27 protein-coding genes and 3 tRNA genes are annotated in these 25,595 nt (G+C 69.5%); 19 read left to right on the top strand and 11 right to left on the bottom strand.

The window, feature by feature from the left end; all coding sequences use genetic code 11:
• Positions 1 to 20: 20 nt before the first annotated feature.
• Entirely contained in the window at positions 21 to 1,397 is a 1,377-nt protein-coding gene (locus tag DNK52_RS01755) for an amidase (RefSeq protein WP_239455398.1), read from the top strand.
• 45 nt (positions 1,398 to 1,442) lie between these two features.
• Here DNK52_RS01755 and DNK52_RS01750 read toward each other — a convergent pair whose 3' ends face one another.
• From DNK52_RS01750 to DNK52_RS01740, 3 genes are read right to left on the bottom strand one after another with little or no spacing between them, the layout of a single operon-like run.
• Positions 1,443 to 2,063: a CbiQ family ECF transporter T component gene (locus tag DNK52_RS01750; RefSeq protein WP_110238930.1), complete on the bottom strand. Its 621-nt coding sequence runs from the start codon at positions 2,061 to 2,063 to the stop codon at positions 1,443 to 1,445.
• 8 nt (positions 2,064 to 2,071) lie between these two features.
• A complete protein-coding gene (locus DNK52_RS01745; protein WP_110238928.1) occupies positions 2,072 to 2,761 on the bottom strand; it encodes an energy-coupling factor ABC transporter ATP-binding protein in 690 nt (229 codons plus the stop codon).
• Positions 2,758 to 3,417 (bottom strand): biotin transporter BioY, encoded by a 660-nt coding sequence (locus tag DNK52_RS01740; protein ID WP_204163331.1) that lies wholly within the window; start codon positions 3,415 to 3,417, stop codon positions 2,758 to 2,760. The genes DNK52_RS01745 and DNK52_RS01740 overlap by 4 nt, the downstream gene beginning before the upstream one ends.
• A gap of 141 nt (positions 3,418 to 3,558) precedes the next feature.
• Between DNK52_RS01740 and DNK52_RS01735 the strand changes: the two genes are divergently transcribed.
• Entirely contained in the window at positions 3,559 to 4,134 is a 576-nt protein-coding gene (locus DNK52_RS01735) for a TetR/AcrR family transcriptional regulator C-terminal domain-containing protein (RefSeq protein WP_110238926.1), read from the top strand.
• Positions 4,135 to 4,162: 28 nt separating this feature from the next.
• On the opposite strand, the gene DNK52_RS01730 is transcribed toward DNK52_RS01735, so the two are convergent.
• Both DNK52_RS01730 and DNK52_RS01725 read right to left on the bottom strand, forming a co-directional pair.
• Positions 4,163 to 4,768, bottom strand: coding sequence for a pentapeptide repeat-containing protein (locus DNK52_RS01730; RefSeq protein ID WP_110239916.1), 606 nt, complete (start codon positions 4,766 to 4,768; stop codon positions 4,163 to 4,165).
• The gene (locus tag DNK52_RS01725) at positions 4,765 to 5,325 is read right to left on the bottom strand and encodes a 2'-5' RNA ligase family protein (RefSeq protein ID WP_110238924.1); all 561 of its coding nucleotides are present in this window, start codon (positions 5,323 to 5,325) and stop codon (positions 4,765 to 4,767) included. The genes DNK52_RS01730 and DNK52_RS01725 overlap by 4 nt, the downstream gene beginning before the upstream one ends.
• A gap of 117 nt (positions 5,326 to 5,442) precedes the next feature.
• Here DNK52_RS01725 and DNK52_RS01720 point away from each other — a divergent pair, with 117 nt between their 5' ends.
• Positions 5,443 to 6,882, top strand: a complete 1,440-nt coding sequence (locus DNK52_RS01720; RefSeq protein ID WP_110238912.1) for a CAP domain-containing protein — start codon at positions 5,443 to 5,445, stop codon at positions 6,880 to 6,882.
• Between the two features lie 87 nt (positions 6,883 to 6,969).
• On the opposite strand, the gene DNK52_RS01715 is transcribed toward DNK52_RS01720, so the two are convergent.
• Positions 6,970 to 7,851, bottom strand: a complete 882-nt coding sequence (locus DNK52_RS01715) for a 3-methyladenine DNA glycosylase (protein ID WP_110238910.1) — start codon at positions 7,849 to 7,851, stop codon at positions 6,970 to 6,972.
• Between the two features lie 71 nt (positions 7,852 to 7,922).
• Between DNK52_RS01715 and DNK52_RS01710 the strand changes: the two genes are divergently transcribed.
• From DNK52_RS01710 to DNK52_RS01675, 8 genes are all read left to right on the top strand, one after another.
• Positions 7,923 to 8,732: a fumarylacetoacetate hydrolase family protein gene (locus DNK52_RS01710; RefSeq protein WP_110238908.1), complete on the top strand. Its 810-nt coding sequence runs from the start codon at positions 7,923 to 7,925 to the stop codon at positions 8,730 to 8,732.
• Positions 8,732 to 10,195 carry a glutamate--tRNA ligase gene (gltX, locus tag DNK52_RS01705; RefSeq protein ID WP_110238906.1) on the top strand — a complete coding sequence of 488 codons (1,464 nt, stop codon included), beginning with the start codon at positions 8,732 to 8,734 and terminating at the stop codon, positions 10,193 to 10,195. Before DNK52_RS01710 ends, gltX begins: the two co-directional genes overlap by 1 nt.
• Entirely contained in the window at positions 10,179 to 11,177 is a 999-nt protein-coding gene (locus DNK52_RS01700; protein ID WP_110238904.1) for a CPBP family intramembrane glutamic endopeptidase, read from the top strand. Before gltX ends, DNK52_RS01700 begins: the two co-directional genes overlap by 17 nt.
• A gap of 34 nt (positions 11,178 to 11,211) precedes the next feature.
• Positions 11,212 to 11,283: transfer RNA gene (locus tag DNK52_RS01695), tRNA-Gln, on the top strand.
• 91 nt (positions 11,284 to 11,374) lie between these two features.
• Positions 11,375 to 11,447, top strand: a tRNA-Glu gene (locus tag DNK52_RS01690).
• Between the two features lie 212 nt (positions 11,448 to 11,659).
• A tRNA-Glu gene (locus DNK52_RS01685) sits at positions 11,660 to 11,732 on the top strand.
• Positions 11,733 to 11,862: 130 nt separating this feature from the next.
• A complete protein-coding gene (locus tag DNK52_RS01680; RefSeq protein WP_110238902.1) occupies positions 11,863 to 13,389 on the top strand; it encodes a DNA-3-methyladenine glycosylase 2 in 1,527 nt (508 codons plus the stop codon).
• Position 13,390: 1 nt separating this feature from the next.
• Entirely contained in the window at positions 13,391 to 13,885 is a 495-nt protein-coding gene (locus DNK52_RS01675) for a methylated-DNA--[protein]-cysteine S-methyltransferase (RefSeq protein WP_110238900.1), read from the top strand.
• Between the two features lie 14 nt (positions 13,886 to 13,899).
• On the opposite strand, the gene DNK52_RS01670 is transcribed toward DNK52_RS01675, so the two are convergent.
• A complete protein-coding gene (locus DNK52_RS01670) occupies positions 13,900 to 14,622 on the bottom strand; it encodes an IclR family transcriptional regulator (RefSeq protein WP_110238898.1) in 723 nt (240 codons plus the stop codon).
• Between the two features lie 93 nt (positions 14,623 to 14,715).
• On the opposite strand from DNK52_RS01670, the gene leuC reads away from it, so the two are divergent.
• Both leuC and leuD read left to right on the top strand, forming a co-directional pair.
• Positions 14,716 to 16,128 carry a 3-isopropylmalate dehydratase large subunit gene (leuC, locus tag DNK52_RS01665; RefSeq protein WP_110238896.1) on the top strand — a complete coding sequence of 471 codons (1,413 nt, stop codon included), beginning with the start codon at positions 14,716 to 14,718 and terminating at the stop codon, positions 16,126 to 16,128.
• A 13-nt stretch (positions 16,129 to 16,141) separates the two neighbouring features.
• Positions 16,142 to 16,735, top strand: coding sequence for a 3-isopropylmalate dehydratase small subunit (leuD, locus tag DNK52_RS01660; protein ID WP_110238893.1), 594 nt, complete (start codon positions 16,142 to 16,144; stop codon positions 16,733 to 16,735).
• Positions 16,736 to 16,810: 75 nt separating this feature from the next.
• Here the strand turns inward: leuD and cofC are convergent, their stop codons facing one another.
• The gene (cofC, locus tag DNK52_RS01655; RefSeq protein ID WP_110239915.1) at positions 16,811 to 17,458 is read right to left on the bottom strand and encodes a 2-phospho-L-lactate guanylyltransferase; all 648 of its coding nucleotides are present in this window, start codon (positions 17,456 to 17,458) and stop codon (positions 16,811 to 16,813) included.
• A gap of 19 nt (positions 17,459 to 17,477) precedes the next feature.
• On the opposite strand from cofC, the gene DNK52_RS01650 reads away from it, so the two are divergent.
• Both DNK52_RS01650 and DNK52_RS01645 read left to right on the top strand, forming a co-directional pair.
• Positions 17,478 to 18,326: a lysophospholipid acyltransferase family protein gene (locus DNK52_RS01650; protein WP_239455322.1), complete on the top strand. Its 849-nt coding sequence runs from the start codon at positions 17,478 to 17,480 to the stop codon at positions 18,324 to 18,326.
• Positions 18,323 to 19,324 (top strand): NAD(P)H-dependent glycerol-3-phosphate dehydrogenase, encoded by a 1,002-nt coding sequence (locus tag DNK52_RS01645; protein WP_110238891.1) that lies wholly within the window; start codon positions 18,323 to 18,325, stop codon positions 19,322 to 19,324. Before DNK52_RS01650 ends, DNK52_RS01645 begins: the two co-directional genes overlap by 4 nt.
• An 18-nt stretch (positions 19,325 to 19,342) precedes the next feature.
• Here the strand turns inward: DNK52_RS01645 and DNK52_RS01640 are convergent, their stop codons facing one another.
• On the bottom strand, positions 19,343 to 20,455 hold the full coding sequence (locus tag DNK52_RS01640; protein WP_110238889.1) for a trans-sulfuration enzyme family protein: 1,113 nt from the start codon (positions 20,453 to 20,455) through the stop codon (positions 19,343 to 19,345).
• Positions 20,456 to 20,487: 32 nt separating this feature from the next.
• Here DNK52_RS01640 and DNK52_RS01635 point away from each other — a divergent pair, with 32 nt between their 5' ends.
• A complete protein-coding gene (locus tag DNK52_RS01635; RefSeq protein WP_110238888.1) occupies positions 20,488 to 21,606 on the top strand; it encodes a D-alanine--D-alanine ligase family protein in 1,119 nt (372 codons plus the stop codon).
• Positions 21,607 to 21,630: 24 nt separating this feature from the next.
• Here the strand turns inward: DNK52_RS01635 and DNK52_RS01630 are convergent, their stop codons facing one another.
• Complete coding sequence (locus DNK52_RS01630; protein ID WP_162598551.1) at positions 21,631 to 22,143, bottom strand: DUF3515 domain-containing protein; 513 nt, start codon at positions 22,141 to 22,143, stop codon at positions 21,631 to 21,633.
• A gap of 2 nt (positions 22,144 to 22,145) precedes the next feature.
• Complete coding sequence (locus DNK52_RS01625; RefSeq protein WP_110238885.1) at positions 22,146 to 22,379, bottom strand: Lrp/AsnC ligand binding domain-containing protein; 234 nt, start codon at positions 22,377 to 22,379, stop codon at positions 22,146 to 22,148.
• 119 nt (positions 22,380 to 22,498) lie between these two features.
• Between DNK52_RS01625 and DNK52_RS01620 the strand changes: the two genes are divergently transcribed.
• From DNK52_RS01620 to DNK52_RS01610, 3 genes are all read left to right on the top strand, one after another.
• Positions 22,499 to 23,449, top strand: a complete 951-nt coding sequence (locus DNK52_RS01620) for a thiamine-phosphate kinase (RefSeq protein ID WP_110238883.1) — start codon at positions 22,499 to 22,501, stop codon at positions 23,447 to 23,449.
• A 180-nt stretch (positions 23,450 to 23,629) separates the two neighbouring features.
• The gene (rpmB, locus tag DNK52_RS01615) at positions 23,630 to 23,815 is read left to right on the top strand and encodes a 50S ribosomal protein L28 (protein ID WP_110238881.1); all 186 of its coding nucleotides are present in this window, start codon (positions 23,630 to 23,632) and stop codon (positions 23,813 to 23,815) included.
• Between the two features lie 133 nt (positions 23,816 to 23,948).
• Complete coding sequence (locus tag DNK52_RS01610) at positions 23,949 to 25,592, top strand: DAK2 domain-containing protein (protein WP_110238879.1); 1,644 nt, start codon at positions 23,949 to 23,951, stop codon at positions 25,590 to 25,592.
• Positions 25,593 to 25,595 lie beyond the last annotated feature (3 nt).

Here is a 25,595-nt window from a genome sequence, read left to right as displayed (position 1 = left end):
CAGGAGCCACCGTGTCCGAGATGCATGACCTCACCGCCCTCGAGCAGGGTGCAGCAGTGCGTGCCGGGGAGCTGTCCCCGGTCGAGTTGGTCGAGCACTACCTCACCCGGAGTGACGACGTGGGCGCCTTCGTCACCCGGGTCCCCGAGCTGGCCCTGGCCCGGGCGGCTGCGCTGCCGCGCCACGGGCTCTCCCCGCTGCACGGCGTGCCCACGGCGATCAAGGACCTGAACCCCACCGCAGGGGTGCGCACCACGTTCGGGTCGGCCGCCTACGCCGACTTCGTGCCCGAGTTCTCCGACAACGTGACGCTGTCGATCGAGGCCGCGGGGATGGTGTGGCTGGGCAAGACCAACACGCCGGAGTTCGGTTCTCCCTGCTACACCGAGCCCGACGTCGCGCCGCCGGCGGTGACACCGTGGGACCACACCCGCACGGCAGGCGGATCCTCAGGCGGTGCGGCAGCCGCGGTCGCGGCTGGACTCGTGCCGGTGGCCCAGGGTTCTGATGGTGGGGGATCGATCCGGATCCCCGCTTCCTGCTGCGGCCTGGTGGGCCTCAAGCCGTCACGCGGCCGGATCAGCGCTGCGCCCACGTACGGCGACCCGGTCGGTCTCTCGACGGCCGGCACCCTGGCCCGTACGGTCGCCGATGCCGCCGCGATGCTCGACGTGCTCGCCGGCCACCGGGTGGGTGACCCGTCCTGGGCGCCTGAGCCGCAGGGCACCTTCCTCAATGCCGCCCGGCGGGAGCCGGGACGACTGCGCGTCGCGCGTTTCTCTGCGCCGGTCATCACCGACGTCGACGTCGCGCCCGCACCCCTGCAGGCGTGGGAGGACGCCTCCGGCTTGCTGGAGGCACTGGGCCACGAGGTCGTGGACATCGAGGTGCCGTTGGATCGGTCGGCAGTCGCCGTCTTCGAGATCTGCTGGGCGGTGCTGACCGCCCTCTCGACCGCCCCCGCCGGACGCGAGCACCAACTGCGACCGTTGACCACCTGGTTGAGCGAGAAGGGACGCGCGGTCAGCGGGCCCGACTTCGGCCTGGCGATCGGCGAGATGCGTCGCCACGCGGCGTTGGCTCTCGAGGCGCTGGCGCCCTACGACGTGGTGCTCACTCCGACCCTGGCCTCGCTGCCGGTTGAGGTCGGTGCGATGCGTGACGACGAGAACCCTGAGGCCGACTTCGAGGCCCAGAAACGATTCACCCCGTGGACCTCCGCGTGGAACGTCACCGGCATGCCGTCGATGTCCTTGCCGACCCACTGGACGCCAGAAGGGCTGCCGGTCGGGGTGATGATCGCGGGTCGCCCCGCCGAGGACGAGTTGTTGATCTCGCTGGCCGCCCAGGTCGAGCAGGCCAGCGACTGGGTCGGCCGTACGCCGCCGGGCTGGTGAGTTGCTCGGCTCGGCGACTTTCGGCGTACGTCAGTCGTCACCCAGTCAGTCGTCACCCAGTCCGCGCGCGTGCAGGGCGTCCCCGGTGTCGCGGGCGTGGGCGATCGCGCGGATCACGAAGGGCGTGAGCCAGACCCGCGGATCGCGCTCGAGTCCGCGGGCGCGGGCGGCGTCGCGGGTCTCGCCAGCGATCGTCAGGACCAGGGGCACGGAGCGGATCATCAGGCTGAACGCGAGACCGACCCGTTCCGGGTTCACCCCGAGTCGTCGCAGCGGCCCCAGGGCGCGCACGATCACGTCCAGGATGTCGTCCACCGCAGTGGTGGTGGTGACGACCGTGGCCAGGAGGATCAGGGCGACGAGATCGGCGGCCTGTTCCAGGGCCACCTGCCACGACGCCCGCCACAGCGAGTAGGCCACCAGGACGACGAGCAGGACCAGGAGCGGTCGCAGGGTCCGCAGCACGCGGCGTACGCCCACCCCGGCGACGGCGAGCAGCACCAGGGCCAGCGCCACGAAGGCCAGGCCGACCCACCACTCGCGCACCAGCACCACGACCAGACCCACGAGCATCAGGACGCCCAGCTTCGCCCCGGCCCGGAGTCGGTGCAGCCAGGACGCGCCGGGGGTGTAGTCACCCAGCAGGCTGGGCGTCGGGGAGGACACGTGGCTTCTCAGGCCGTGGCCCGGTAGTGGTCGACGGCGTCGGGGGCGGGGCCGTCGAAGACCACCCGCCCGCCCTCGATCAGCAGGGCCCGGTCGCACCGTGCGGCGAGATCGAGGTCGTGGGTGCAGAGGACCAGCTGTTGGGGCAGGCCCATCAGGAGGTCGCCCACGAGTCGGCCGTTGGCCAGGTCCAGCAGGGTGGTGGGCTCATCGGCCACCACGACCTGCGGATCGCAGGCCAGGACCCCGGTGAGGGCGACGAGTTGGCGCTGGCCACCGGAGAGGGTGTGCACGCTGCGGTCCGCGAGCTCGGCGAGACCGCGCGCCTCCAGGATCGCCAGCGCGGCTGCCCGGCGTTCACCCTTGTCGCGGTGGGTGCGGCGCAACGAGAGCATGACGTCCTCCAGCACGGTCGGCATCACCAGCTGCGCAGAGGGATCGGTGAAGGCGAAGCCCACGTGCTGGCGTGCTCGGCGACCGTCCTGGGCGACGTCGATCCCGTCGACGACGACCCGGCCGCTCGACGGAGTCACCAGCCCGTTGAAGAGCCGCGCCAGGGTGGACTTGCCGGAGCCGTTGGGTCCGATCAGCGCGATGCTGGGCTCGGTGATCTCCAGGGAGGTCTCGGAAAGGATCTCGACGACGCCGTCGACGCCAGCCGCAGAGACGACCACGCGGTCGAGGACGAGTGAACTCACGTGTTGATGATCTCGCGCCCCGCGGCGTCGTCACTGACGGGGGAGGTCCCGGGCGTCTGGGGGGCTGGCGTGGTCGCCTTGCGGCGCACCGGCAGCAGGTCGGGGAAGGCGCGGTGCACAGCCACGGCCACGAGCGCCATCGCGATGTTCTTCGCCACGTCGCCGGGCCAGTAGGCCATGTCGGCGACGATGGCCTCGCGCCACGTCTCGAAGGCCTCGACGCGGTAGTACATGCCGACGATGCCGAGCGGGTGCACCACCAGGAAGCTCGCCGCCAGGCCCGCCAGCGTGATGGCGAGCACGGGCCAGCGGAAGCCGCGGCTGCGGACCCACATGACGAGCAGGCCACAGAGGAAGGCCGCGATGGGGAAGGCGATCAGGTAGCCCGCCGAGGGCTTGGCCAGGACGCCGAGCGTCGCGCCGCCCTGGGCGAAGACCGGCAGACCGGCAAAGCCGACCGCCATGTAGAGCGCCACCGCCAGGAAGCCGCGCACCGGTCCGAGCACGGCGCCTGCCAGCATCACGCCGAACGTCTGGAGAGTGATCGGCACTCCCGACCCCATCGGGATACCCGGCAGGATGCTGCACACTGCGATGACTGCGGCGAAGACGGCGACCAGGGCCAGGTCTCGGGTGGGGGTGCGTGTGCTGCTCACGGAAGATGCCTCTCGACTCAGAACCTGAACGGTGGTCAGGTGAACGGTGTTCAGGTTATGGTTGGCCTCACGAGACGTCAACCAATCTGACGCCTTGTGAGGCAGGTCTCACCCGCCGAGGTGAGTTCGAGGAGGAATGCCATGCGCCACCACCGCACCGACGTCGTCGAGCACGCCATCGGTGTGCTCGACCAGTACGGACTCTCCGACCTCACGATGCGCCGTCTGGCCTCTGAGCTGGGGGTGCGCCCCAGTGCGCTGTACCACCACTTCGACAACAAGCAGACGCTGCTCGCAGCGGTCGCCGACGAGCTGCTCGCCCGCGGCCTGCGACCGCTCGACGAGGGGGAGTGGGACGTACGTCTGACCCGCGCTGCCACCCAGCTGCGCGACGCCCTGCTCGCCTGGCGCGACGGTGCCGAAGTGGTGGCGACCGTGCACGCCTTCGGGCTCGGCGGACAGGCCGCGTACGCCCACCTCGCCGCGGCGCTTGAGGGCAGCGGTCTGGACGCCCAGTGGTCGGCGACCGCGGCGCGTACGGTCCTGCACCTCGTCTTCGGTCACGCGACCGCCGAGCAGACCCACCTGCAGGCCAGCAGCGTGGGGGCCATCGATGCGCAACCCGGAGACCGGGGGAGCGATGCCGACTTCGCTGCCGGACTGGCGCTCGTGGTCGACGGGATCCGGGTGCACGTCAGGACCCACGTCCAGGACTGAGAGGCTCTCGACGTCGACTCAGGTCGACTCAGGTCGAGGTGTCGACCAGTGCTCCACTCAACTCGGCCAGCAGCACGGCGCCGGCCAGGTCCACCTTCGTACGGAACAGATCGGCGTCGCGCAGGTCGACCTGCTCGAGGGTGGCACCTCGCAGGTCGGCCTCACGCAGATTGGTCTGCGCGACGCCGGCGCCGGCGAGCTGGGTGCCGCGCAGGTGGGCCTTGGTGAGGTTGCAGAGCGAAAGGTCAGCGTCGCGCAGGTCCAGCCCCGACAGGTCGACGCCGGTGAGGTCGTTGCCGCGCAGCACGACCCCGCGCCACAACCCGCCCCGGATCTTCATCGGTTTCATCGTGCACTCGTCGAAGAGTGAACCGGACACCTTGCAACCAGCCAGGGTGGCGTCGAAGAAGTTGCAGCGACGGAACTCGCAGGCGATGAAGGCCGACGACTCGTGGACCGAGGAGTTGAAGCGGCATCCGTCGAAGACACAGTTCTCGAAGTGGGTCCCACTGGTGCGGACCTCGCTGAGGTCGACGGCCGAGAAGGTGCAGTCGACGAACCTGCGACCGGAGAGGTCTTCGCCGTACCAGTCCTCGTCACGGTAGCTGGCGCCGCGGGTCGTCGAGTCGGTCATGTGGCCACGGTAGGCGCCGGGGTCGCAGGGTCGCCGAGCGGCCACCGGTGGACCAGGTGACAGGCGCCGGCCTCGTACCACGCCAGGTCCAGCCACTCGGCGCGACTGCGCACCGGCACGACCGTGCCCAAGAGGTCGCGGGTGGAGGATTCGGTGACGTCGCCGTGACGCAGGTCCAGGGTGAGATGGGGGACGGGCGCGAAGTCCCCGCCGTAGGGCGGGTGGTCGGGGAAGGCCGTCACCAGCAGGTTCGTCAGGCGTACGAACCCCTCGGCGGGCTCCGGAAGCAGGTGGATGATGCCGCTCGGGAAGGTGTCGAGGCGCCTCAGATGGAAGTCGAACGGCTCCACCTGGGCGGCGATGGCTGCCACCGCCGCGCTGGTGGCCTCGTCGAGTCGGTCGACGAAGGGACCCAGTGCAGTGACGTGGGCATGGGTGAAGTCGGGGTCCGCGGAGAGGTAGTCGACGTCGTAGTGGGCCGTACGGGCCCTGACCCACGCCTCCAGGGGAGGGACCGGCACCTGCAGCACGCTGTGGCCGGGGTGTGGCGCGGTCATCGCGGGTCGGTCAGCGGGAGGGTGAAAGGCACGTGCCATTGTCCCTGACCCCAAGTCTCGGGAGCGTATGAGGAGGATCTCCTATCGCTCCTACCCAATATTGGGCATGATGGGGTGATGCGACAACGCTTCTCTCCCTTTCTGTTGGTCCTTGCCCTGCTGAGCGGACTGCTCCTGGTCGGTCCCGCCGCGTCCGCGGCCAAGCCGAAGAAGGTCAAGGTCACGGCGAGTGCCTCGGTGAGCACGGCCAAGATCGGCGCCGCCCTCAAGGTCACGGGCAAGGTCACCGGCCGCTCCGCCCGGGCCAAGGTGGTGCTGGTGAAGAAGGTGAAGAAGCGCTGGGTCGTGGTGAAGTCCGCCAAGGTCAGCGCCAAGAAGCGTTACGCGCTGAAGACCAAGGTGGCCAAGGGCACCACGACCTACCGGGTCAAGGTGCGCAAGAACAAGCGGGTCAAGGCTGCGGCCTCGCGCACGTTCAAGGTCCGCGGGATCACGGTCGGCAGTCCTGCGCCTGTGCCCACGGTCGGCGCGGACCAGACGGCCGTCGACCAGATCCTCGCCGAGACGAACGCGTTCCGGGCGGCCAACGGCAAGGCGCCGCTGCAGCTCTCCGGGCCGATGACGACGGTGGCCCGCAACTGGAGCCAGACGATGGCTGACACCGGGACCTTCCAGCACAACCCGAACTACTCCAAGCAGATCCCGTCGGGGTGGACCCGGGCTGGCGAGAACATCGCGGCCGGACAACTGCTCGGTAGCGTCGTCAAGGCCTGGATCAACAGCCCCGGGCACCGCGCCAACCTGCTGGGCGACTTCACCCACATCGGAATCGGCTACGTCTCCAAGCCGGGATCGAAGTACACCCGCTACTACACGCAGGTCTTCGCCAAGTACGCCGCCGCGACGCCTACGCCCACCGCGACTCCCACGCCGACACCTACGCCGACCGCCACGCCGACGCCGACCGCCACGCCGACGCCTACCGCGACCCCGACGCCTACCGCGACTCCTACGCCGACGCCGACGCCTACCGCGACTCCCACGCCTACGGCGACGCCGACGCCTACCGCGGCCCCCACGCCTACGGCGACGCCGACGCCTACCGCGACCCCCACGCCTACGGCGACGCCGACGCCTACAGCGACTCCCACGCCGACGCCGACCGCGACCCCCACCCCGACGCTCAGTCCCGAGCAGGTGGCGATCAACCAGATCCTTGCCGAGACGAACGCCTTCCGGGCGGCCAACGGCAAGGCGCCGCTGCAGCTCTCGACGCCGATGACGACGGTGGCCCGCAACTGGAGCCAGACGATGGCTGACACAGGCACGTTCGTGCACAACCCGAACTACTCCACGCAGATCCCCTCAGGGTGGCGCCGGGCCGGCGAGAACATCGCGGCCGGTTACTCGCTCAGTGCAGTGGTGCAGGGCTGGATCGACAGTGCCGGCCACCGGGCCAACCTGCTGGGTGACTTCACCCACATCGGCATCGGGTACGTCTCGAAGCCGGGCACGCAGTACACGCGCTACTACACGCAGGTCTTCGCCAAGTACTAGGACCAGTACCGCCAGGGCCATTGGTCGCCGTGGCAAAAACGCGGACGTTCGCAGTCACCCACCCGTGACTGCAGACGTCCGCGTTCTTCATCGCGCCACGGTGAGCAGTCGCTCGCACTCCGCCAGCAGTCGCTCGCGCAGCGGCCCCGAGCGTTCGGTGAAGCTGCGCTGGGCAGCGGCGTACTCGCGCTTGCCCTCCGGGGTCTCGATCTGGACCGGGGTGAACTCCTCGTCCTCGATCCACAGGCCCGTGAGGTCGTACGGGGCCGCGCGCATGTCGAGGACCCGGACGTCGCGTGCGAGCTCGAAGCAGTCGGCGACCAGGTCCGAATTGATCATGGGGCTGAGACGGAAGGCGTGTTTGTAGAGGTCCATCGCAGCGTGCAGGCAGCCCGGCTGCTCGAAGTCGGCGCGGTCGTCACGTCCGGGGCTCAAGGTGTTGAGTCCGCGGGCGGGGGGAGTGAAGAATCGGAACGCGTCGAAGTGGGAGCACACGATCTTGTGAGACTCCACCACCTCGTCGGTCGCGGCGCCTCCCAGGCGCAGTGGCCAGGCTGCGTGACGGGTCTCGTCCTGCTCCAGGCGGTAGACCATCGCCCACTCGTGCAGCCCGAAGCAGCCGAAGTGGGCGGGCCGAGCCAGGGTCGCGCGGAGCAGACGTACGAGTGTGGTCAGCAGCACCGTCTGGGACGCGACGTGGGCCTGACTGACGCGTACGCCGCCGTCGACGACCTCGTACCCCTTGAGGCCGCCGTACTCCTGCGCCGCGTCGGCGAGCGCGACGCCGTAGCCCGGGTGCCAGCGGCGCAACTGTCCCGGCTTGTGGGAGTAGTAGACGAAGAGGAAGTCGTGGACCGGGTGCTTCACCCGTGACGTGCGCCGGGCCAGGTGTGCATCGAGAAAGCCCTCGAGCCGAGCGGCGTGCTGGGTAGCACGCGGTCGCCACTGGTCCACCGACAGCACTCGCACCCCTCCACGGTACTGGCTGCTCAGCACTGGCCGAACACGGGATTGTCACGGGCTGGCGCTAGGGTTCAAGGGTGCGTATCGCCAGATTCACCACCGGAGAAGAGCCCATGTACGGCGTCGTCACGGGCGAGCTCGACCAGTTCGGTCAGCCCGACGAGGACGCGATGGTCGTTGCCCTGGCAGGTGACCCTCTGTACGTCGGCGTCAAGCTGCTCGAGCAGCAGTACAAGCTCTCGGACGTACGACTGCTCGCACCGGTGCTGCCCCGCAGCAAGGTGATCGGGATCGGTCGCAACTACGCCGACCATGCCGCCGAGATGGGCAACGACGTGCCGGCCGAGCCGTTGATGTTCATGAAGCCGAACACCTCGGTGGTCGGTCCCGGTGACCGGATCTTCTACCCGGCCCAGTCCGAGGACGTCCACTACGAGGGCGAGCTCGCCGTCGTGATCGGTCGGATGTGTCGCGACGTCCCGATCGAGCAGGCCACCGACGTGATCCACGGCTACACCATCGCCAACGACGTCACTGCGCGTGACCTGCAGAAGAGCGACGGCCAGTTCACCCGGGCCAAGTCGTTCGACTCCTTCTGTCCGCTCGGTCCCTGGATCGAGACCGACCTGGACCCGCAGACCTTCATCGACGGCGTCACCATCCAGACCCACCTCAACGGTGACCTGGTGCAGGACGGCAGCACCGCCGACCTGATCTTCGACGTCCCGACCCTGGTCTCCTACGTCTCCAGCGTCATGACGCTGCTCCCGGGCGACGTCATCCTCACCGGCACCCCCGCGGGTGTCGGCCCCATGCAGGTCGGTGACGAGGTCGAGGTCTCGATCGCCGGTCTGGGAACCCTCACGAACAAGGTGGCCAAGCGCTGATGAATGCCCCGATCAAGACCCCCGTCCGTGTCCGCATGGCCCCCAGCCCCACCGGCAGCCCGCACGTCGGCCTGGCCCGTACGGCGCTCTTCAACTGGGCCTTCGCCCGTCACCACGGTGGCACCTTCGTCTTCCGCATCGAGGACACCGACAAGGAGCGCAACACCGAGGAGTCCTACGAAGGGCTCATCGAGGTCATGCGCTGGCTCGGCCTCGACTGGGACGAAGGCGTCCTCGTCGGCGGGCCGTACGGTCCCTACCGCCAGTCCGAGCGGACCGAGATCTACGCCGACGTGCTCGAAAAGCTGCGCGGCTCCTCCTACACGTACGACTGCTTCTGCACCGGCGACGAGCCGACCGCCCGCCGCAAGGCAGCCGGTTCGAAGGTGATGGGCTACGACGGATTCTGTCGCGACCTCACCGCCGAGCAGCGTGCCGCCTTCGAGGCCGAGGGACGCTCCAGCGTGGTGCGGTTCCGGATGCCGGACGGCGAGATCGCCTTCACCGACCTGGTGCGGGGAGACATCTCCTTCCAGTCCGAGTTCGTGCCGGACTTCGCGCTGGCCCGCGCCAACGGCGACCCCCTCTACACGCTGACCGCTCCCGTGGACGACGCGACGATGGAGATCACCCACGTCCTGCGTGGCGAGGACCTGCTCTCCTCGACGCCGCGCCAGATCGCCCTCTTCGAGGCGCTGAAGGAGATCGGCGTCGCCAAGGAGACGCCGCTCTTCGGCCACCTGCCCTACGTGATGGGCGAGGGCAACAAGAAGCTCTCGAAGCGGGACCCCGAAGCGAATCTGCTCGGCTACCGCGACGCCGGGTTCGTCCCGGAAGGGCTGCTCAACTACCTGGCTCTCCTGGGCTGGTCGATCGCTGCCGACCGTGACGTCTTCACGCTCGCGGAGATGGTGGAGGCGTTCGACATCGCCGACGTGCAGCCCAACCCGGCTCGTTTCGACCTCAAGAAGGCTGAGGCGATCAACGCCGACCATCTGAGGATGCTCTCGCTCGACGACCTCACCCACCGGGTCCTGCCGTTCCTCAAGCAGACCGGGGTGGTCTCCGACCCGGTCAGCGACGCGGACGCACAGATGCTCGAGCTGGCGATGCCCCTGATCTCGCCGCGGATGAACAAGTTGACCGAGGCGCCGACCCTGCTCGGTTTCCTCTTCGTCGATGAGGCGTCCTTCGAGCGCATCGACGCGATCGGTGAGGCCGACAAGGAGGTGCTGCAGGCGGCGTACGACGCAGTCTCCGCGCTGGAGACCTGGTCGACTGCTGCCATCGAGGAGGCGCTGCGTACTGCTCTGATCGAGACGATGGGTCTCAAGCCGCGCAAGGCCTTCGGTCCCGTGCGCATCGCGATCAGCGGCCGCAAGGTCTCCCCGCCGCTCTTCGAGTCCATGGAGCTGCTGGGCCGCGAGCGCAGCATCGCGCGCCTCCATGACGCACTCCTCTGACGTCGTGGGTGAGGTCGCGGTCGTGACCCCACCCCAGGCAACCGCCTACGGCTACCACCAGCTCCACCAGTTGCGGGGGCGAAGTGTCTGGCGTGCGCTGGTGGGTGCCCTGCTCGTCGCCGCTGTCGGCCTCGGTCTGATGCCCGTGCTGTGGATGCTGGTCTTCGTGATCGGTGGTGCCCTCGCGGGGATGGAGCAGGGGGCGCTCATCGACCAACTCTCCCTCACTGGTGAGGCGACGCCGTTGGCACTGGCGTTCCTGATGGTCTCGCTGGCCAGCGCCATTCCGGTGGTGTGGCTCTTCAGTCGTCTCCTGCACGGATTGCGGCCTGGGTGGACGACCTCGGTCTTCGGCCGGATGCGGTGGAAGTACTTCGCCGTCTGCATCGGCCTCTCGGTCGTCGCGTTGGTCGCGACGCTGGTGGTGGGGGCGCTCATGCCGGCCACCGCGCAGACGCCCGAGATGACGGGGGTCAACGAATTCACCTCGACCACGCGCAACTTCTTGCTCGTGGTGATCTTCCTGGTCCCGTTCCAGGCAGCGGGGGAGGAGTACCTCTTCCGCGGTTACCTGACGCAGGCGTTCGGCGGTCTCTTCAGCGATCCGTGGATCTCCCGAGTCGCGGCCGTCCTCGTCCCCGCCCTGCTCTTCGCGCTGGCCCACGGTCCGCAGGACCCGCCGATCTTCGTCGACCGCTTCGCCTTCGGCCTCGTGGCCGGTGTGCTGGTGATCGCGACCGGTGGGCTCGAGGCGGCCATCGCCATGCACGTGCTGAACAACTTCGTCGCCTTCGGGCTGGCGCTCGCCTTCACCGACATGACCAGCGCGTTGAATCCCACCGGGGGCACCTGGTGGAGCCTGCCCTCAACGTTGACGCAGTCGTTCGTGTACCTCGGACTGGCCGTCTGGGCGGCTCGACGGATGGGCCTCGCCAACCAGGTCTGGGGGGCCGTTTTGCTGGCTCCGAAGGGTGCCGTGTAATGTTCTTTCTCGGTGCCACAACGGGCCAAAACAGTGGGATATGGTGTAATTGGCAGCACTAGGGATTCTGATTCCCTCAGTCTAGGTTCGAGTCCTAGTATCCCAGCGAGGACCGGGTGCAGACCCGGTTCTGGACAGTGACACTGGCTCCACAGGGTCACGGTTCGTTGCTCATGCCTCGGTTTCGAGCAACACATGCCCCGGTCGTCTAGCGGCCTAGGACGTCGCCCTCTCACGGCGGTAGCGTGGGTTCAAATCCCATCCGGGGTACAGCACCGCAAAGGCTCGGTCTCTGACCGGGCCTTTCGGCATTTCCTCGTCCTCACCTCTGTCGGTGGGCCGGCCCCACGGATCAGTCCTGACCCAGGAGGACGGGGGATTAAGCGTGGTCAGCGTCATGTTTCCCCCGACTGGGAGATGTCGTCGGAGGGCTGGTAATGTTCCCTTCGTCGTCAGGTCCTGCGGGGTCGGACGGCAGGCAAGCCCCGGTCGTCTAGCGGCCTAGGACGTCGCCCTCTCACGGCGGTAGCGTGGGTTCAAATCCCATCCGGGGTACACATCAGCCAAGGCTCGGTCCACGGACCGGGCCTTTCGGCATTCCCGGCTGCCCAGCCGTCCGCCGGTTGGAAACCGTCGTGTCCGATTCCCGCGAGAAGTTGTCGTCGAGGTGAGTCACACTGGAGGCATGGAGCAGCAGACCCCGGGTGACCTCGACGCGAGTCGTTGCTACCGCGCGGTGTCGAGCCGGGACCGCCGGTTCGACGGAGTCTTCTACACCGCGGTCCACACCACCGGCATCTACTGCCGCCCGTCCTGCCCCGCGCGCACGCCGGCGGTCGCCAACGTGACGTTCCACCGTACGGCCGCCGCGGCACAGGCCACCGGTTGTCGAGCCTGCAAACGATGCGCCCCCGACGCCACTCCCGGGTCGCCCCAGTGGGACGTGGTCGCTGACGTGGCGGGGCGGGCCATGCGCCTGATCGCCGACGGCGTCGTCGACCGTGACGGCGTGGAGGGTCTCGCCGCCCGACTCGGCTACACACCGCGCCACCTCGGGCGGCTGCTGAGGGCGGAGCTCGGCGCGGGACCCTTGGCGTTGGCCCGGGCGCGTCGGGCCCAGACCGCGCGCACGCTGATCGAGGAGAGCCACCTCCAGTTCGGTCAGGTCGCGTTCGCAGCGGGCTTCTCGAGCGTCCGGCAGTTCAACGACACGGTCCGCGAGGTCTACGCCGCCTCGCCGAAGGAGCTGCGTACGGCGCGCTCACGCAGTCGCGGCACACCCTCGCCGGTCCCGGGTCGGGTGCAGCTCCGGCTGCCGGTGCGGACACCGTACGCAGGCGACGCGCTCCTCGACTTCCTGGCGGTGCGGGCGATCCCGGGCGTCGAGGTCGTCCGCGACCAGACGTACGCCCGCACCCTGCGCCTTCCCCGCGGGCCGGGCACCGTCGAGTTGTCCTTCCCGCAGGAGGAGCGAGAGGGGGTGCCGGCCCACGCGCTTGCGTCCTTCGCGCTCACGGACCTGCGCGACCTCACGGCCGCCACCGAACGCGTACGCCGTCTTCTGGACGCTGACTGCGACCCCGTGGCGGTGGCCGACGTCCTGGGCCGGGAGCCGCTGCTGGCCGAGGCCGTACGCCGGGTCCCCGGCCTGCGGGTGCCCGGCCACGTCGACGGGTACGAGGCAGCCGTGCGCGCCGTTCTCGGCCAGCAGGTCACGATCACGAGCGCACAAGGACTCACACGCCGTCTGGTCGAGAGACTGGGGGAGAAGGTCGTGACCGATGTCGAGGGGCTCGATCGACTCTTCCCGACGCCCGAAGCGGTCGCCGCCCTGGCGCCCGGCGACCTCCCCATGCCCGCCTCGCGCGCTCGCGCGCTGGCGCTGCTGTCGCAGGCGGTGGCAACCGGAGCCACCCCGCTCGACCGCGGTGCTGACCGCCGAGCTCTGCGTGCGGACCTGCTGGCCCTGCCGGGGATCGGACCCTGGACGTGCGACTACGTCGCCATGCGGGCGCTGGGTGACCCCGACTGCTTCCTGCCGAGCGACAGCGGCACCCGAGCGGCGCTCAGGGCGATGGGAGAGGATCCTGCCAGGGCCACCGCGCTGGCGCAGCAGTGGCGACCGTGGCGGTCCTACGCGCAGATGTACCTGTGGCAGAGCCTCACGCGCCCGACCCCGCCCACCGATGACCACGACGAGAAGGACGACTGACGTGTGGACAGTGATGGAGACCCCAGCCGGTGAGCTCAGGGTGGTCTCGGACGGCACGGCGGTGACAGCCGCCTACTTCGCCCCCTTCGAGAAGGCGAAGATCGCCGCTCCGCTCGGGGAACGCGACGACACCCACCCGGTGCTCGTCGAGGCCGTACGGCAACTGCGTGCCTACTTCGCCAAGGAGTTGGTCGAGTTCGACCTTCCGCTGGCGCCGGTCGGCACGGCCTACCAACAGCGCGTCTGGGACGAGCTGCGCGCGATTCCGTACGGCACCACGGCCACCTACGGCGAGATTGCTCGCCAGCTGGGTCAGACGTCTGCGGCTTCCCGGGCCGTTGGTCTGGCCAACGGGCGCAACCCGATCGGGATCATCGTGCCGTGCCACCGGGTGATCGGGGCCAACGGTCGCCTCGTCGGCTACGCCGGGGGGTTGGAACGCAAGCAGATGCTGCTCGCACTGGAGTCGGACGGCTCCCAGAGCGAACTCTTCTAGAGAGCCCTCACAGGTCAGTCGGCGGCGGCGCGACGCAACGACTCGGAGAGTCGTTCCGCAGCGGCGAGCACGGCCGGTGCGTGCATCCGTCCGGGCTGGCGGGAGAGACGCTCCAGCGGACCGGAGACGGAGACCGCGGCGATGATCTTGCCGCCGGGGGAGCGTACGGGGGCGGAGACCGAGGCCACGCCCTGCTCACGCTCTCCGACACTCTGGGCCCAACCACGGCGACGGATGCCTGACAGGGCAGTCGCCGAGAAGGCGGCGTTCTGCAGGCCCCGGTGCATGCGCTCGGGGTCCTCCCACGCCAGCAGCACCTGGGCCGCCGAGCCGGCGCGCATGGTCAGCTGCGACCCGACCGGAATCGTGTCACGCAGACCGCTCGGACGCTCGGCGGCGGCGACGCAGACGCGGTGCTCGCCCTGGCGGCGCCACAGCTGGGCGGACTCGCCGGTGATGTCGCGCAGTCGGGCCAGCACCGGGCCCGCAGCAGCCAGCAGACGGTCCTCGCCAGCGGCCGCGGAGAGCTCGGCCAGACGCGGCCCCAGGACGAAGCGTCCCTGCATGTCACGGGCGACCAGGCGGTGGTGCTCCAAGGCGACGGCAAGGCGGTGCGCGGTCGGTCGGGCGAGACCGGTGCCGGCCACCAGTCCGGCCAGCGTCGCCGGGCCGGCTTCGAGGGCGGCAAGCACCAGAGCGGCCTTGTCGAGCACGCCGACTCCACTAGAGTTGTCCATATTGCAATACTGCCGTCTCACACAGTGGGATGCAAGAGGTACGATTGAGAAAGCGCCCAGACCGGGCCGATTTTGCACAGAGAGGAGCGAGTCATGGGCAAAACCCTGGCCGAGAAGGTGTGGGACGAGCACGTCGTCCGTAGCGCAGACGGGGAACCCGATCTGCTCTACATCGATCTCCACCTCATCCACGAGGTGACCAGCCCGCAGGCGTTCGACGGCCTGCGCCTCGCCGGACGCAAGGTCCGCCGCCCGGACCTCACGCTGGCCACCGAGGACCACAACGTCCCCACCCTCAACTGGGACAAGCCGATCAAGGACCCCGTCTCGCGCGCGCAGATCAACGCGCTGCGCGAGAACTGTGCGGAGTTCGGCATCCGTCTGCACCCGCTCGGCGACATCGAGCAGGGCATCGTCCACGTCGTCGGCCCGCAGCTCGGGCTGACCCAGCCGGGCATGACGATCGTGTGCGGTGACTCCCACACCGCCACCCACGGCGCCTTCGGAGCCATTGCCCACGGCATCGGCACCTCCGAGGTCGAGCACGTCCTGGCCACCCAGACGCTCTCCTCGATCAAGCCGAAGACCTGCGCGGTCACCGTCAACGGCGAGCTCGCCGACGGTGTCACCGCCAAGGACCTCATCCTCTACCTGATCACCAAGGTGGGCACCGGCGCCGGCATGGGCTACGTCGTGGAGTACCGCGGCGAGGCGATCCGCAAGCTGTCGATGGAAGGCCGCATGACGGTCTGCAACATGTCCATCGAGTGGGGCGCCAAGGCTGGCATGGTCGCGCCCGACGAAAAGACCTTCGCCTTCCTCGAGGGCAAGCCCGAGGCGCCGAAGGGCGCTGAGTGGGACGCTGCGGTCGAGCACTGGAAGACCTACTTCACCGACGCCGACGCCGTCTTCGACAAGGAGATCGTCATCGACGCCTCAGAGGTCACCCCGTGGGTGACCTGGGGCACCAACCCGGGTCAGGGCGCGCCGCTGGCCGGCCACGTCCCGGTCCCGGCCGAGTTCGACGACAAGATCGAGCGCACCGCCGCCGAGAACGCCCTGGAGTACATGGGCCTCGAGGGTGGCACCACGCTGCGTGACATCGCCGTCGACCACGTCTTCATCGGCTCGTGCACCAACGGTCGTCTCGACGACCTGCGCGCAGCTGCCGAGGTGCTCAAGGGTCAGCAGGTCGCCGACAGTGTCACGATGATCGTCGTGCCGGGTTCGGCCCGGGTCCGTCTCGAGGCCGAGGCCGAAGGGCTCGACAAGGTCTTCCTGGCCGCCGGCGCCGAGTGGCGCGGGGCGGGGTGCTCCATGTGCCTCGGCATGAACGACGACAAGCTGGACGGCCCGGTCCGTACGGCCTCGACCTCAAACCGCAACTTCGAGGGGCGCCAGGGCACCGGCGTACGCACCCACCTGGTCTCGGTCCCCGTGGCAGCGGCCACGGCCGTCCGCGGCACCCTCTCGTCCCCGGCCGACCTGGCGTCGGTCCCGGCCTGAACGGAGCACTGACATGGAGAAGTTCATCAGCCACACCGGTGTGGCCGCTCCGCTGCGCCGCAGTGACGTCGACACCGACATGATCATCCCGGCCGACTTCCTCAAGCGGATCACCCGGACGGGCTTCGAGGACGGCCTCTTCTTCGGCCTCTTCAAGGACCCGGAGTTCGTGCTCGCCCGAGAGCCCTACACGCAGGCGTCCGTGCTGGTCGCCGGTCCCAACTTCGGCACCGGCTCCTCGCGGGAGCACGCCGTCTGGGCGCTCCAGGACTTCGGCTTCAAGGCCATCATCTCGCCGCGGTTCGGTGACATCTTCCGCAGCAACTCGGGCAAGTCCGGGCTCCTGACCGTCCAGGTCGAGGAGTCCGAGGTCGTCGCGCTGTGGGACCTCCTGGACGCCGACGTCGGCCTCGAGGTGACCATCGACCTGGAGCACCGCACGGTGAGTGCCGGGGAATGGTCCACGTCCTTCCAGATCGACGACTACACCCGCTGGCGCTTCATGGAGGGTCTCGACGACATCGGGATCACGATGAGCCACGACGACGACATCGTGACTCACGAGGCCGCGCGTCCTTCCTGGAAGCCCGCCACGCTCGGACGGTGACGTCCGTGTGAGCAGCGCGTCCCACTGGCCTCTCCGCAGTTGCGGGGAGGCCAGTTCGCGTTCAGCCGCAGTTCCTCAGGGCAACGTCGTCGAGGCGCGTCCGGCGACCTCGGTGGTGTGCGGACCAGCCCCGAGGGCGAGTGCCCGGTCGAGGTCCGCCACCACGTCGACGTCGCGTCGTACGCCGGCCGCCGCATCCACGATCTCGAGGGCGCCGGCCTCCAGGTGGGCTCGTCGTGAGGGTCCTCCGAAGCGCGGGGCGAAGAGGGCGTGCGGAGCGCTGTAGAGGGTGGTGCCGACACCCGCGGCGTCCGGCACGAACGCAGGGCGGTCCGAGGCCCGTACGTCGATCCGGGCCAGCACCTGGGCCAGGTCCGCGGGGACCAGCGCTGGCAGGTCCGAGCAGAGCGCCACGGGACGTGCTCGGGGCCAGTGGCGGTGCGCCTCAGCCGCCGCCTGGACGAGCGAGCCGTTGAGGTCGCCGGTGACCCCGTCCGGGACCACCAGGCATCCGTCGCGGGCCAGCGAACGGGCCAGGCGCGCGTCATCGGTGACGACCACGACGCTGAGTACTCCAGGCGTGCCCAGGGCGGCGCCGACGGTGTCCCGCGCGAAGGCCTCCGCCAGGGCCTGCCGGTGGGCGGGGTCGACGCCGACGAGTCGTGACTTCCCCCGGGAGAGGGGTTTCACCGGCACCACGGCCACGAACTCTTGAGCACGCATCGCTGCCATTCTGCCAGTCGTGAAGTCCACTCGGGCGGGCGCGATGGGAGTAGCCTCGGTGAGCGTGGAGGACAGGACGGCAGCCGTGCGGGCCCGCAGGCTCAGGTCGCGGCAAGGCGTGGGCTGGGGCTTCGCGCTCGCCACCTCGCTGCTGTTGCCGCCCACCCGGGCATTGAGCCGGCGGACGTGGATCGACTCTGAGAAGATCCCGGAGTCCGGAGCGTGCATCGTCGTCTTCAACCACCTGTCCTACCTGGACCCGATGATGACCGGCGACCTGCTCTGGGGACGAGGGCGACTGCCCCGCTACCTGGCCAAGTCCACGCTCTTCACGACTCCTTTCGTGGGCCGGGTGCTGCGATCGGCCAAGCAGATCCCGGTCGCCCGACTCACGCCCCACGCGCTGGATGCCTACTCGGCCGCGGTGGAGGCGTTGCGCACAGGGGAGTTGTTGGCGATCTATCCGGAGGGCACGCTCACCCGGGACCCGGACCTGTGGCCCATGCGGGGCAAGTCGGGGGCGGCGCGCATCGCTCTCGCCACCGGCGCTCCGGTCATCCCGGTGGGTCACTGGGGTGCCCAGGACACCTTGAGGCCGTACTCGAAGCTCCCGCGGCTCTGGCCGCGGGGTGCGGTCACCCTCAAGGTCGGGGATCCGGTGGACCTCGACGACCTCGTCGGGGACGATCCCACCGCCGAGGTGGTGCACGAGGCGACCGATCGCATCATGGCGGCGATCGTCGCGATCGTGGAGGATCTGCGCGGGGAGCCGGCTCCACCGGTACGGTTCGACCCCAGGACCGCCCATCTGCCGCAGATCGGGAATCCCAACCGCCGCCGACGCAGGAAGAAGGACGACAGTCGATGACCAAGGTCGCAGTGATCGGTGCCGGATCATGGGGGACGGCCTTTGCCGTCGTGCTGGCCGACGCCGGCAACGACGTGACGCTGTGGGCGCGTCGGCCCGAGTTGGCCGAGGCGGTCAACTCGGAGCACCAGAACCCCGACTACCTGCCCGGAATCGTCCTGCCGGACAACATTCGGGCCACCAGCGACGTGGCAGCTGCGATGGCCGACGCGGCGGTCGTGGTCTTCGCCACGCCGTCCCAGACCTTCCGCGAGAACCTGGCCCAGTGGGCCCCCTCGATCCCCGGGTCCGCCGTGATGGTGAGCCTGATGAAGGGTGTCGAGCTCGGCACCCTGAAGCGGATGAGCGAAGTGATCGCCGAGGTCACCGGCGCCGGCCCCGAGCGGATCGCCGTGATCAGTGGTCCCAACCTGGCAAAGGAGATCGCCCGTCGCGAGCCCGCCGCCTCCGTGGTCGCCTGCGCCGACGGAGACGTGGCCCAGTGGCTCCAGGGCCTGTGCCACGGACCGGCCTTCCGCCCCTACACCTCCACCGACGTCGTCGGGTGTGAGCTGGGAGGCGCCTACAAGAACGTGGTCGCGCTGGCGGTGGGCATGGCCGTCGGCCTCGGTTTCGGAGACAACACGACCGCCTCGCTGATCACCCGTGGGTTGGCCGAGACCGCACGGCTCGCTGCGGCCTCCGGTGCCAACCCGCTCACCCTGATGGGCCTGGCCGGTCTGGGCGACCTGGTCGCCACCTGCTCCTCGCCGCTGTCGCGCAACCGCACGTTCGGCGAGAAGATCGGGCAGGGCATGACGACCGACGAGATCTACGCCTCCACCCGGCAGGTGGCCGAGGGAGCCAAGTCGTGCTCCTCGCTCAAGGCGTTGGCCGAGCAGAGCGGCGTGGACGCGCCGATCGCCACCGCCGTCGAGCTGGTCATCGCCGGCAAGATGACGGCCACCGACATGATGCAGGCCTTCATCGCCCGGGACACCAAGGCCGAGACCGACTGATTGACCCCGCCCGGGAGGTCAGACGACCAGGTCGTCGAGCGCCTTCTCGAGGTCGTGCCACAGGTCGTCGACGTCCTCGATGCCGACCGAGAGTCGGACCAGGCCGTCGGGGATCGTGGCGGGCTCGAGCTTCCACCTGCGGCGGCGTTCGAAGGTGGACTCCACTCCGCCCAGCGAGGTGGCGTGGAGCCAGATCTTCGTCTTGCGGGTCAGCAGGTCCGCCGCCATGGCACCCTCTGTCAGCACCACGGAGACGATCGCCCCGAAGCCCGGATAGCGGACCTCGGAGATCGCCGGGTGGGCACCCAGTCGCTGCGCCAGCTCGGCTGCGTTGGCCTGGCCGCGCTCGACCCGCAGCGGCAACGTACGGAGCCCACGCAGCGTGAGCCACGCCTCGAACGGGCCGGGGACCGCGCCGAGCATGTCGCGGCGGCCCTTGAGGACGCGGTAGAGCTCGTCGTCCTGCGTCACCAGGGCTCCCATCAGGACGTCACTGTGACCGGCCAGGAACTTGGTGGCCGAGTGCACGACCAGGTCCACCCCGTCCTCGAGGGGACGTTGGAGGATCGGTGTGGCAAAGGTGTTGTCGACGACCACGTAGGCGCCCGCCTCGTGGGCGGCAGCCGTGATCGTCGCGATGTCGGCGATCTCCAGGGCAGGGTTGGTGGGGGACTCGAGCCAGACGAGGGCCGCTCCCTCGCAGGCCGCCACGACGGCTGCGGTGTCGGTGATGTCGACGAGTTCGCAGACCAGCCGTCCGCGGGACTCGTGATCGGCCAGCTGCATCACGGTGCCGTTGTAGGCGTGCCGAGGTGCGACCACCTTGCCGCCGAGGCTGACCAGGTCGAGCACGCACGCCACGGCCGCGAGCCCGGAGGCGTACGTCAGACAGCGCCCGCCCTCGAGCCCGCCGATGGCCTCCTCCAGCGCGGTCCACGTCGGGTTGCCGTACCGGCCGTACTCCACGTCGCCACCGGCCACGTACGTCGAGGCCATGGTGATCGGGGTGTTCAACGGCGCGTCGGGCTCGCGTGCCGGGCGACCCAGATGGACCGCCAGGGTGTCCGGCCGCAGGGTTGAACCCGTCTCGAGGGAGTCGGCAGTGGAGTCTGCTGGGATGTCGAGTGCCATGCCACGAGCGTAGGCCGATAGGGTCTCCTCCGATGAATGCACCCGTCCGCAAGCCTCGCGTCGCCGTCGTCTTCGGTGGCCGCTCCTCCGAACACGCCATCTCGTGCGTCACCGCTGGTGCCGTCATCGACGCCATCGACCGCGACAAGTACGACGTCGTGCCGGTGGGGATCGCGCGTGACGGACGGTGGGTGCTGGAGTCCGACGACACCTCGCGCCTGCGCATGGCCGACGGGCAGTTGCCGGCCGTGAACGGGAGTCGTCCCTCGGTGCAGCTGCTGGCCGAGGAGTCCCACACGGACCTTGTCGTGAGCGAGCCGCACCAGCCGCCGGTCACCCTGGGCCAGGTCGACGTCGTGTTCCCGGTGCTGCACGGGCCGTGGGGCGAGGACGGCACCATCCAGGGCATGTTCGAGATGGCTGGCGTGCGTTACGTCGGAGCCGGAGTCCTGGCGAGCGCCGTCAGCATGGACAAGGCGTACATGAAGATCGTCCTCGAGGCCGCCGGGATCCCGGTCATGCCCGGGATCGTCGTCACTGCCCGTCGCTGGGCACGTGAACCCCAGACCTGCCGGGACGAGATCGAGGCCCTCGGTTACCCGGTCTTCGTGAAGCCTGCCCGTGGCGGGTCCAGCATCGGCATCAGCAAGGTGCACGACGCCACCGAACTCGACGCTGCGATGGCGCTGGCCCAGGCCGAGGACCCCAAGGTCCTGGTCGAGGCCGGAGCTGTGGGGGCCCGCGAGGTCGAGTGCGGAGTGCTGGAGGGGCTCGACGGAGAGCTCCTCACCTCGAGCCCGGCGGAGATCCGGATCGGTGGCGACCACGAGTGGTACGACTTCGAGGCCAAGTACCTGCCCGCCGAGCACACCCAGCTGGACATCCCAGCCGTGCTCCCTGACGAGGTCGCGGCGCGGATGCGAGACCTGGCTGCCCGGGTCTTCGAGGCCGTTTCGGGCGAGGGCCTCTCGCGGGTGGACTTCTTCGTGATGCCCGACCACTCGCTGGTGGTCAACGAGCTCAACACGATGCCAGGCTTCACCCCGACGTCGATGTACCCGCAGATGTGGGCCGCCGCCGGTATCTCCTACGGCGAGCTGGTCGACCGGCTCATCGAGTTGGCGCTGCGTCGCGACACCGGTCTGCGCTGAGCCCAGCCGCGCGGACGCCACTCCTCAGAGACAGGGGGAGGTCTCCGTGAGGTGCTCGATGATCAGGGGCGCGATCGTACGCAGGTAGGTGTCGGGCGCGTCCGTGCGGCGCTCGGCAGGGATCGAGAGACTGACTCGGGGAGCGTGGCTCTGCGCCGACATCACCAGGTCGCGCTCAGGGTCCTTCAGCTCGGCATCGGGGATGAACCAACCGACGCCCTCGATGTCGCTGCACCGGGAGAACGCATCGAACTCCTCAGGAGCCGGCGCGCTGCAGGTCAGGACCACGGGCGGCTCGCCCCAGGCAGCCCCGATCCCCTCACCCGTGACCTCGCGACGCTCAGAGGCGAAGAAGTCGTCGGGCAGGTCGTTGACCAGAGCGGTGCAGGCGTCGATGACCTCCTGGTCCATGGGTGTGGAGGTGATCTCGACGTCCGAGGAGCAGGCCGACAGAACGGCGACCGTCAGGATGACGACAGGGGCAGCGAGGGCATGCCGGAGCAGGGTGCCGCGGAGGCGGCGGGAGGAACGGGTCACCGTCAGATGTGGACGACGGGACACGTGAGGGTGCGGGTGATGCCGGGCTGGTTCTGCACCTGGGAGACCACCAGTCGTCCGAGCTCGTCGACGTTGCGGGCCTCGGCGCGCACGATCACGTCGTACGGTCCGGTGACGTCCTCGGCCGAGGTCACGCCCTCGATCGCCCCGATGGCAGCAGCCACGTCGGCCGCCTTGCCGACGTCGGTCTGGATCAGGATGTACGCCTGCACCATGGTGGCCTCCTGGACTCGAATTCCGTGGACGTGACGCACCTCAACCTACAGCCCGGCCGTACGCGCCGGAAGGGCTGTGGATGCGTGGCAGGCGACCGGTTGTCTGGTGAGATGGGCGCATGGCGTTGTCTGAGGAGAGCCCGTTGTCACAGGTGGGCGAGTTCGAACTGATCGAGGCCTTCATCGGTCTCTACCCGCAGGGCGAGGACGTCGTCGTGGGGCCGGGGGACGACGCAGCCGTGCTGCGGATCCGCAACGGTCACGTGGTGGTCTCCACCGACCTGATGGTCGAGGGCCGGCACTTCCGCAAGGACTGGGCGGGCGGCAGGGACGTCGGCCACCGCGCTGCCGCGCAGAACCTCTCCGACATCAACGCGATGGGGGGAGTGGCCCACTCCATGACCGTCGGCCTGGCCCTCCCCGCGGAGCTCCCCGCGAGCTGGGCCCTGGAGTTCGCCCGAGGCTTCGCGGACGAGTGCGCCAAGGTCGGCGCCACGGTCGTGGGCGGTGACACCACCCGCGGCAGCGAGATCGTGGTCGCGGTGACCGCGATCGGTGCCTGCACCGAGTCCCCGGTGCTGCGCTCGGGAGCGAAGCCCGGAGACGTCGTGGCCCTGTGTGGTCGCCAGGGGTGGGCGGCCGGTGGCCTGGCGGTGTTGACCCGCGGCTTCCGTTCGCCCCGGGTCCTGGTGGAGGCGTACCGGTGCCCGGCACCTCCGTACGAGGCCGGGACGGTGGCGGCCAAGGCTGGTGCCACCGCGATGATCGACGTCTCGGACGGACTGGTGGCCGACGCCGGACACATCGCCGCCGAGTCCGGGGTGGGCATCGACCTGGACACCGGCGCCTTCGAGCTGGCCGAGCCGCTGCAGGCCGTGGGGGCTGCGCTGGGCGTGGACCCGATGCAGTTCATCCTGTCGGGCGGCGACGACCATCCGCTGCTGGCGACCTTCCCGTCGGCCCTCAAGGTGCCCCAGGGATGGACCGTGGTGGGCGAGGTGCGTGAAGGACAGGGCGTCACCGTCAACGGGGCGGTCCACGAAGGGGCCGCCGGATGGACCCACTTCTGAGTCTCCGGGGAGGCGCCCCACGCCCCTGCGACCGAGCCCACGACCCTCGATTTCACCCGCCGAGCGTTGTCGGATAGTCTGATCCAGTTGCTCGACGGCGTGAGCATGCACAAGCAAGAACCAGTGCGTGCACTACGTCGAGCGCATTCGAAACTTCCAACGAACTGATCGGAGTGCACGGTGGCTGCCGTCTGCGACATCTGCGCCAAGAAGCCGGGCTTCGGCAACAACCGTCCGTGGTCCCGCAAGATCACGAAGCGGCGCTTCAACCCCAACATCCAGCGCGTCCGCGCCACGGTCAACGGCACGCCCAAGCGCGTCAACGTGTGCACCGGTTGCCTGAAGGCCGGCAAGGTCTCCCGCTGATCTGACAGCGTACGAAGGACCCCGGTGAGCCCCGCGCTCCCGGGGTCCTTCTGATTTCTGATGCCCCTCTGACCTCGTTGGGCTCCGGGCCACTACTGTGTGGTCTCACCAGACGACAGCCAGGAGCAGACGCATGGAGACGGTGCCGCACGGGATCACCCTCGGCACGGTGCTGCGATTCGTCGACGTCGCCACGGATGCGCTCAGCGCGGCCCGTGAGGAGATCGACGCCCTCAACGTCTACCCGGTGCCCGACGGTGACACCGGCACCAACATGTTCCTCACGTTCTCCGCAGCTCGGGACGCGATCCGCGAGGCGGCCGCGGACGGGGCCGACCTCCTCGCCGGTCTGGCGGCGTTCCGCAGGGCCGCCCTGCTGGCCGCGCGCGGCAACTCCGGGGTCATCCTCAGTCAGATGCTCGGTGCCACCGCACTGCGCATCGAGCGGGCACAGGTCGGGGAGGACCCCGCCGAGGTGATGGCCGACGCGCTGCGGCTCGCCACCGACGCGAGCTACGAAGCGGTGGGGACCCCGGTCGAGGGCACCATCCTCACCGTCGCTCGCGCCGCCAGTGACGGGGCGGCCGCCTTGCTCGCCAAGGAGGACGGACCCGTACGCGCGGCCGACATCTTCTGCGCGGCCGCCGGTGCGGCGCGCGAGGCCCTGGCGCTGACGCCCACCCAGCTGAAGGTCCTGGCCGACGCCGGGGTGGTCGATGCCGGCGGGCGCGGTCTCAGCGTCGTGCTCGATGCCGCGGAGCGCGTCCTCACCGGGCGGCTGCCGGTCTCCCAGGACGGCCACCGCAGGACGAGTCGGATACCGGTGCTCGCCACGGGGGACGACCTCACCGAGTCGGGACCGTCCTACGAGGTCATGTATCTCCTCGACGCTCCGGAGTCGGCAGTGGCCACCCTGCGCGCCACGCTCGCCGGTCTGGGCGACTCGTTGGTGGTGGTCGGCAACGAGCCCCTGTGGAACGTGCACGTGCACGTGGACGACGTCGGGGCCGCCATCGAGGCCGGCATCGTTGCCGGCCGCCCGCACCGGATCAGGGTCACCCACTTCGCCGAGCAGATGGCCAGGGCGCGAGGTCACGAGGCGGGCCGTACGGGTCGTCGGGTCGTCGCTGTCGCGGTCGGGGCAGGGCTTCGCGAACTCTTCACCGGCGCCGGTGCGCTGGTCGTCGAGGCAGCAGTCGGCCGGCGCCCCTCCACCGGGGAGATCCTCGAGGTCATCAACTCCAGCCAGGCTGCGGAGATCGTCGTGCTGCCCAACGACCCGGACTCGGTCCGGGTCGCGGAGATCGCAGCGCGCACGGCCGAGGAGGCGGGCAATGTCCGGGTCGCGGTCATCCCCACCCATGCCCAGGTGCAGGGGCTGGCGGCGCTCGCCGTGCACGAGCCGGGTCGCGCCTTCGACCAGGACGTCCTGGAGATGACGGCCACTGCGCGCCACGCGAAGCACGGTGCCGTCACCGTCGCGGCCAAGCAGGCGTTCACCACCGCTGGCCCGTGCGAGGTCGGTGATGCCCTCGGCGTGATCGACGGTGACTTCGCGGTCGTCGGCTCCGACCTCCTCGAGGTCGCCACGTCGGTGGTGGGTCGCCTGTTGGGTGCGGGCGGTGAGCTCGTGACTTTGGTCTCGGGCGAGGACGACGAGGCGGGCGAGCTCGCAGAACGCTGTGCCGCTTGGGTCGAGGAGACCCATCCTCTGGCCGACGTCGTGATCTACGAGGGCGGCCAGGAGCGGTACCCGCTCCTGATGTCCGTGGAGTAGAGC

Source organism: Nocardioides gilvus (genome assembly GCF_003194605.1).
Classification (GTDB): Bacteria; Actinomycetota; Actinomycetes; order Propionibacteriales; family Nocardioidaceae; genus Nocardioides; species Nocardioides gilvus.
This window is presented reverse-complemented; position numbering and strand designations above follow the sequence as displayed.

What these genes read in the sequence shown, in the direction of transcription:
- DNK52_RS01755 (WP_239455398.1), top strand. Translation starts at nt 21, where the DNA reads ATGCATGACCTCACCGCCCTCGAGCAGGGTGCAGCAGTGCGTGCCGGG.
- DNK52_RS01735 (WP_110238926.1), top strand. Translation starts at nt 3,559, where the DNA reads ATGCGCCACCACCGCACCGACGTCGTCGAGCACGCCATCGGTGTGCTC.
- DNK52_RS01730 (WP_110239916.1), bottom strand. Translation starts at nt 4,768, where the DNA reads ATGACCGACTCGACGACCCGCGGCGCCAGCTACCGTGACGAGGACTGG.
- DNK52_RS01725 (WP_110238924.1), bottom strand. Translation starts at nt 5,325, where the DNA reads ATGACCGCGCCACACCCCGGCCACAGCGTGCTGCAGGTGCCGGTCCCT.
- DNK52_RS01720 (WP_110238912.1), top strand. Translation starts at nt 5,443, where the DNA reads ATGCGACAACGCTTCTCTCCCTTTCTGTTGGTCCTTGCCCTGCTGAGC.
- gltX (WP_110238906.1), top strand. Translation starts at nt 8,732, where the DNA reads ATGAATGCCCCGATCAAGACCCCCGTCCGTGTCCGCATGGCCCCCAGC.
- DNK52_RS01700 (WP_110238904.1), top strand. Translation starts at nt 10,179, where the DNA reads ATGACGCACTCCTCTGACGTCGTGGGTGAGGTCGCGGTCGTGACCCCA.
- DNK52_RS01680 (WP_110238902.1), top strand. Translation starts at nt 11,863, where the DNA reads ATGGAGCAGCAGACCCCGGGTGACCTCGACGCGAGTCGTTGCTACCGC.
- DNK52_RS01670 (WP_110238898.1), bottom strand. Translation starts at nt 14,622, where the DNA reads ATGGACAACTCTAGTGGAGTCGGCGTGCTCGACAAGGCCGCTCTGGTG.
- leuC (WP_110238896.1), top strand. Translation starts at nt 14,716, where the DNA reads ATGGGCAAAACCCTGGCCGAGAAGGTGTGGGACGAGCACGTCGTCCGT.
- leuD (WP_110238893.1), top strand. Translation starts at nt 16,142, where the DNA reads ATGGAGAAGTTCATCAGCCACACCGGTGTGGCCGCTCCGCTGCGCCGC.
- cofC (WP_110239915.1), bottom strand. Translation starts at nt 17,458, where the DNA reads ATGCGTGCTCAAGAGTTCGTGGCCGTGGTGCCGGTGAAACCCCTCTCC.
- DNK52_RS01645 (WP_110238891.1), top strand. Translation starts at nt 18,323, where the DNA reads ATGACCAAGGTCGCAGTGATCGGTGCCGGATCATGGGGGACGGCCTTT.
- DNK52_RS01640 (WP_110238889.1), bottom strand. Translation starts at nt 20,455, where the DNA reads ATGGCACTCGACATCCCAGCAGACTCCACTGCCGACTCCCTCGAGACG.
- DNK52_RS01635 (WP_110238888.1), top strand. Translation starts at nt 20,488, where the DNA reads ATGAATGCACCCGTCCGCAAGCCTCGCGTCGCCGTCGTCTTCGGTGGC.
- DNK52_RS01625 (WP_110238885.1), bottom strand. Translation starts at nt 22,379, where the DNA reads ATGGTGCAGGCGTACATCCTGATCCAGACCGACGTCGGCAAGGCGGCC.
- DNK52_RS01620 (WP_110238883.1), top strand. Translation starts at nt 22,499, where the DNA reads ATGGCGTTGTCTGAGGAGAGCCCGTTGTCACAGGTGGGCGAGTTCGAA.
- DNK52_RS01610 (WP_110238879.1), top strand. Translation starts at nt 23,949, where the DNA reads ATGGAGACGGTGCCGCACGGGATCACCCTCGGCACGGTGCTGCGATTC.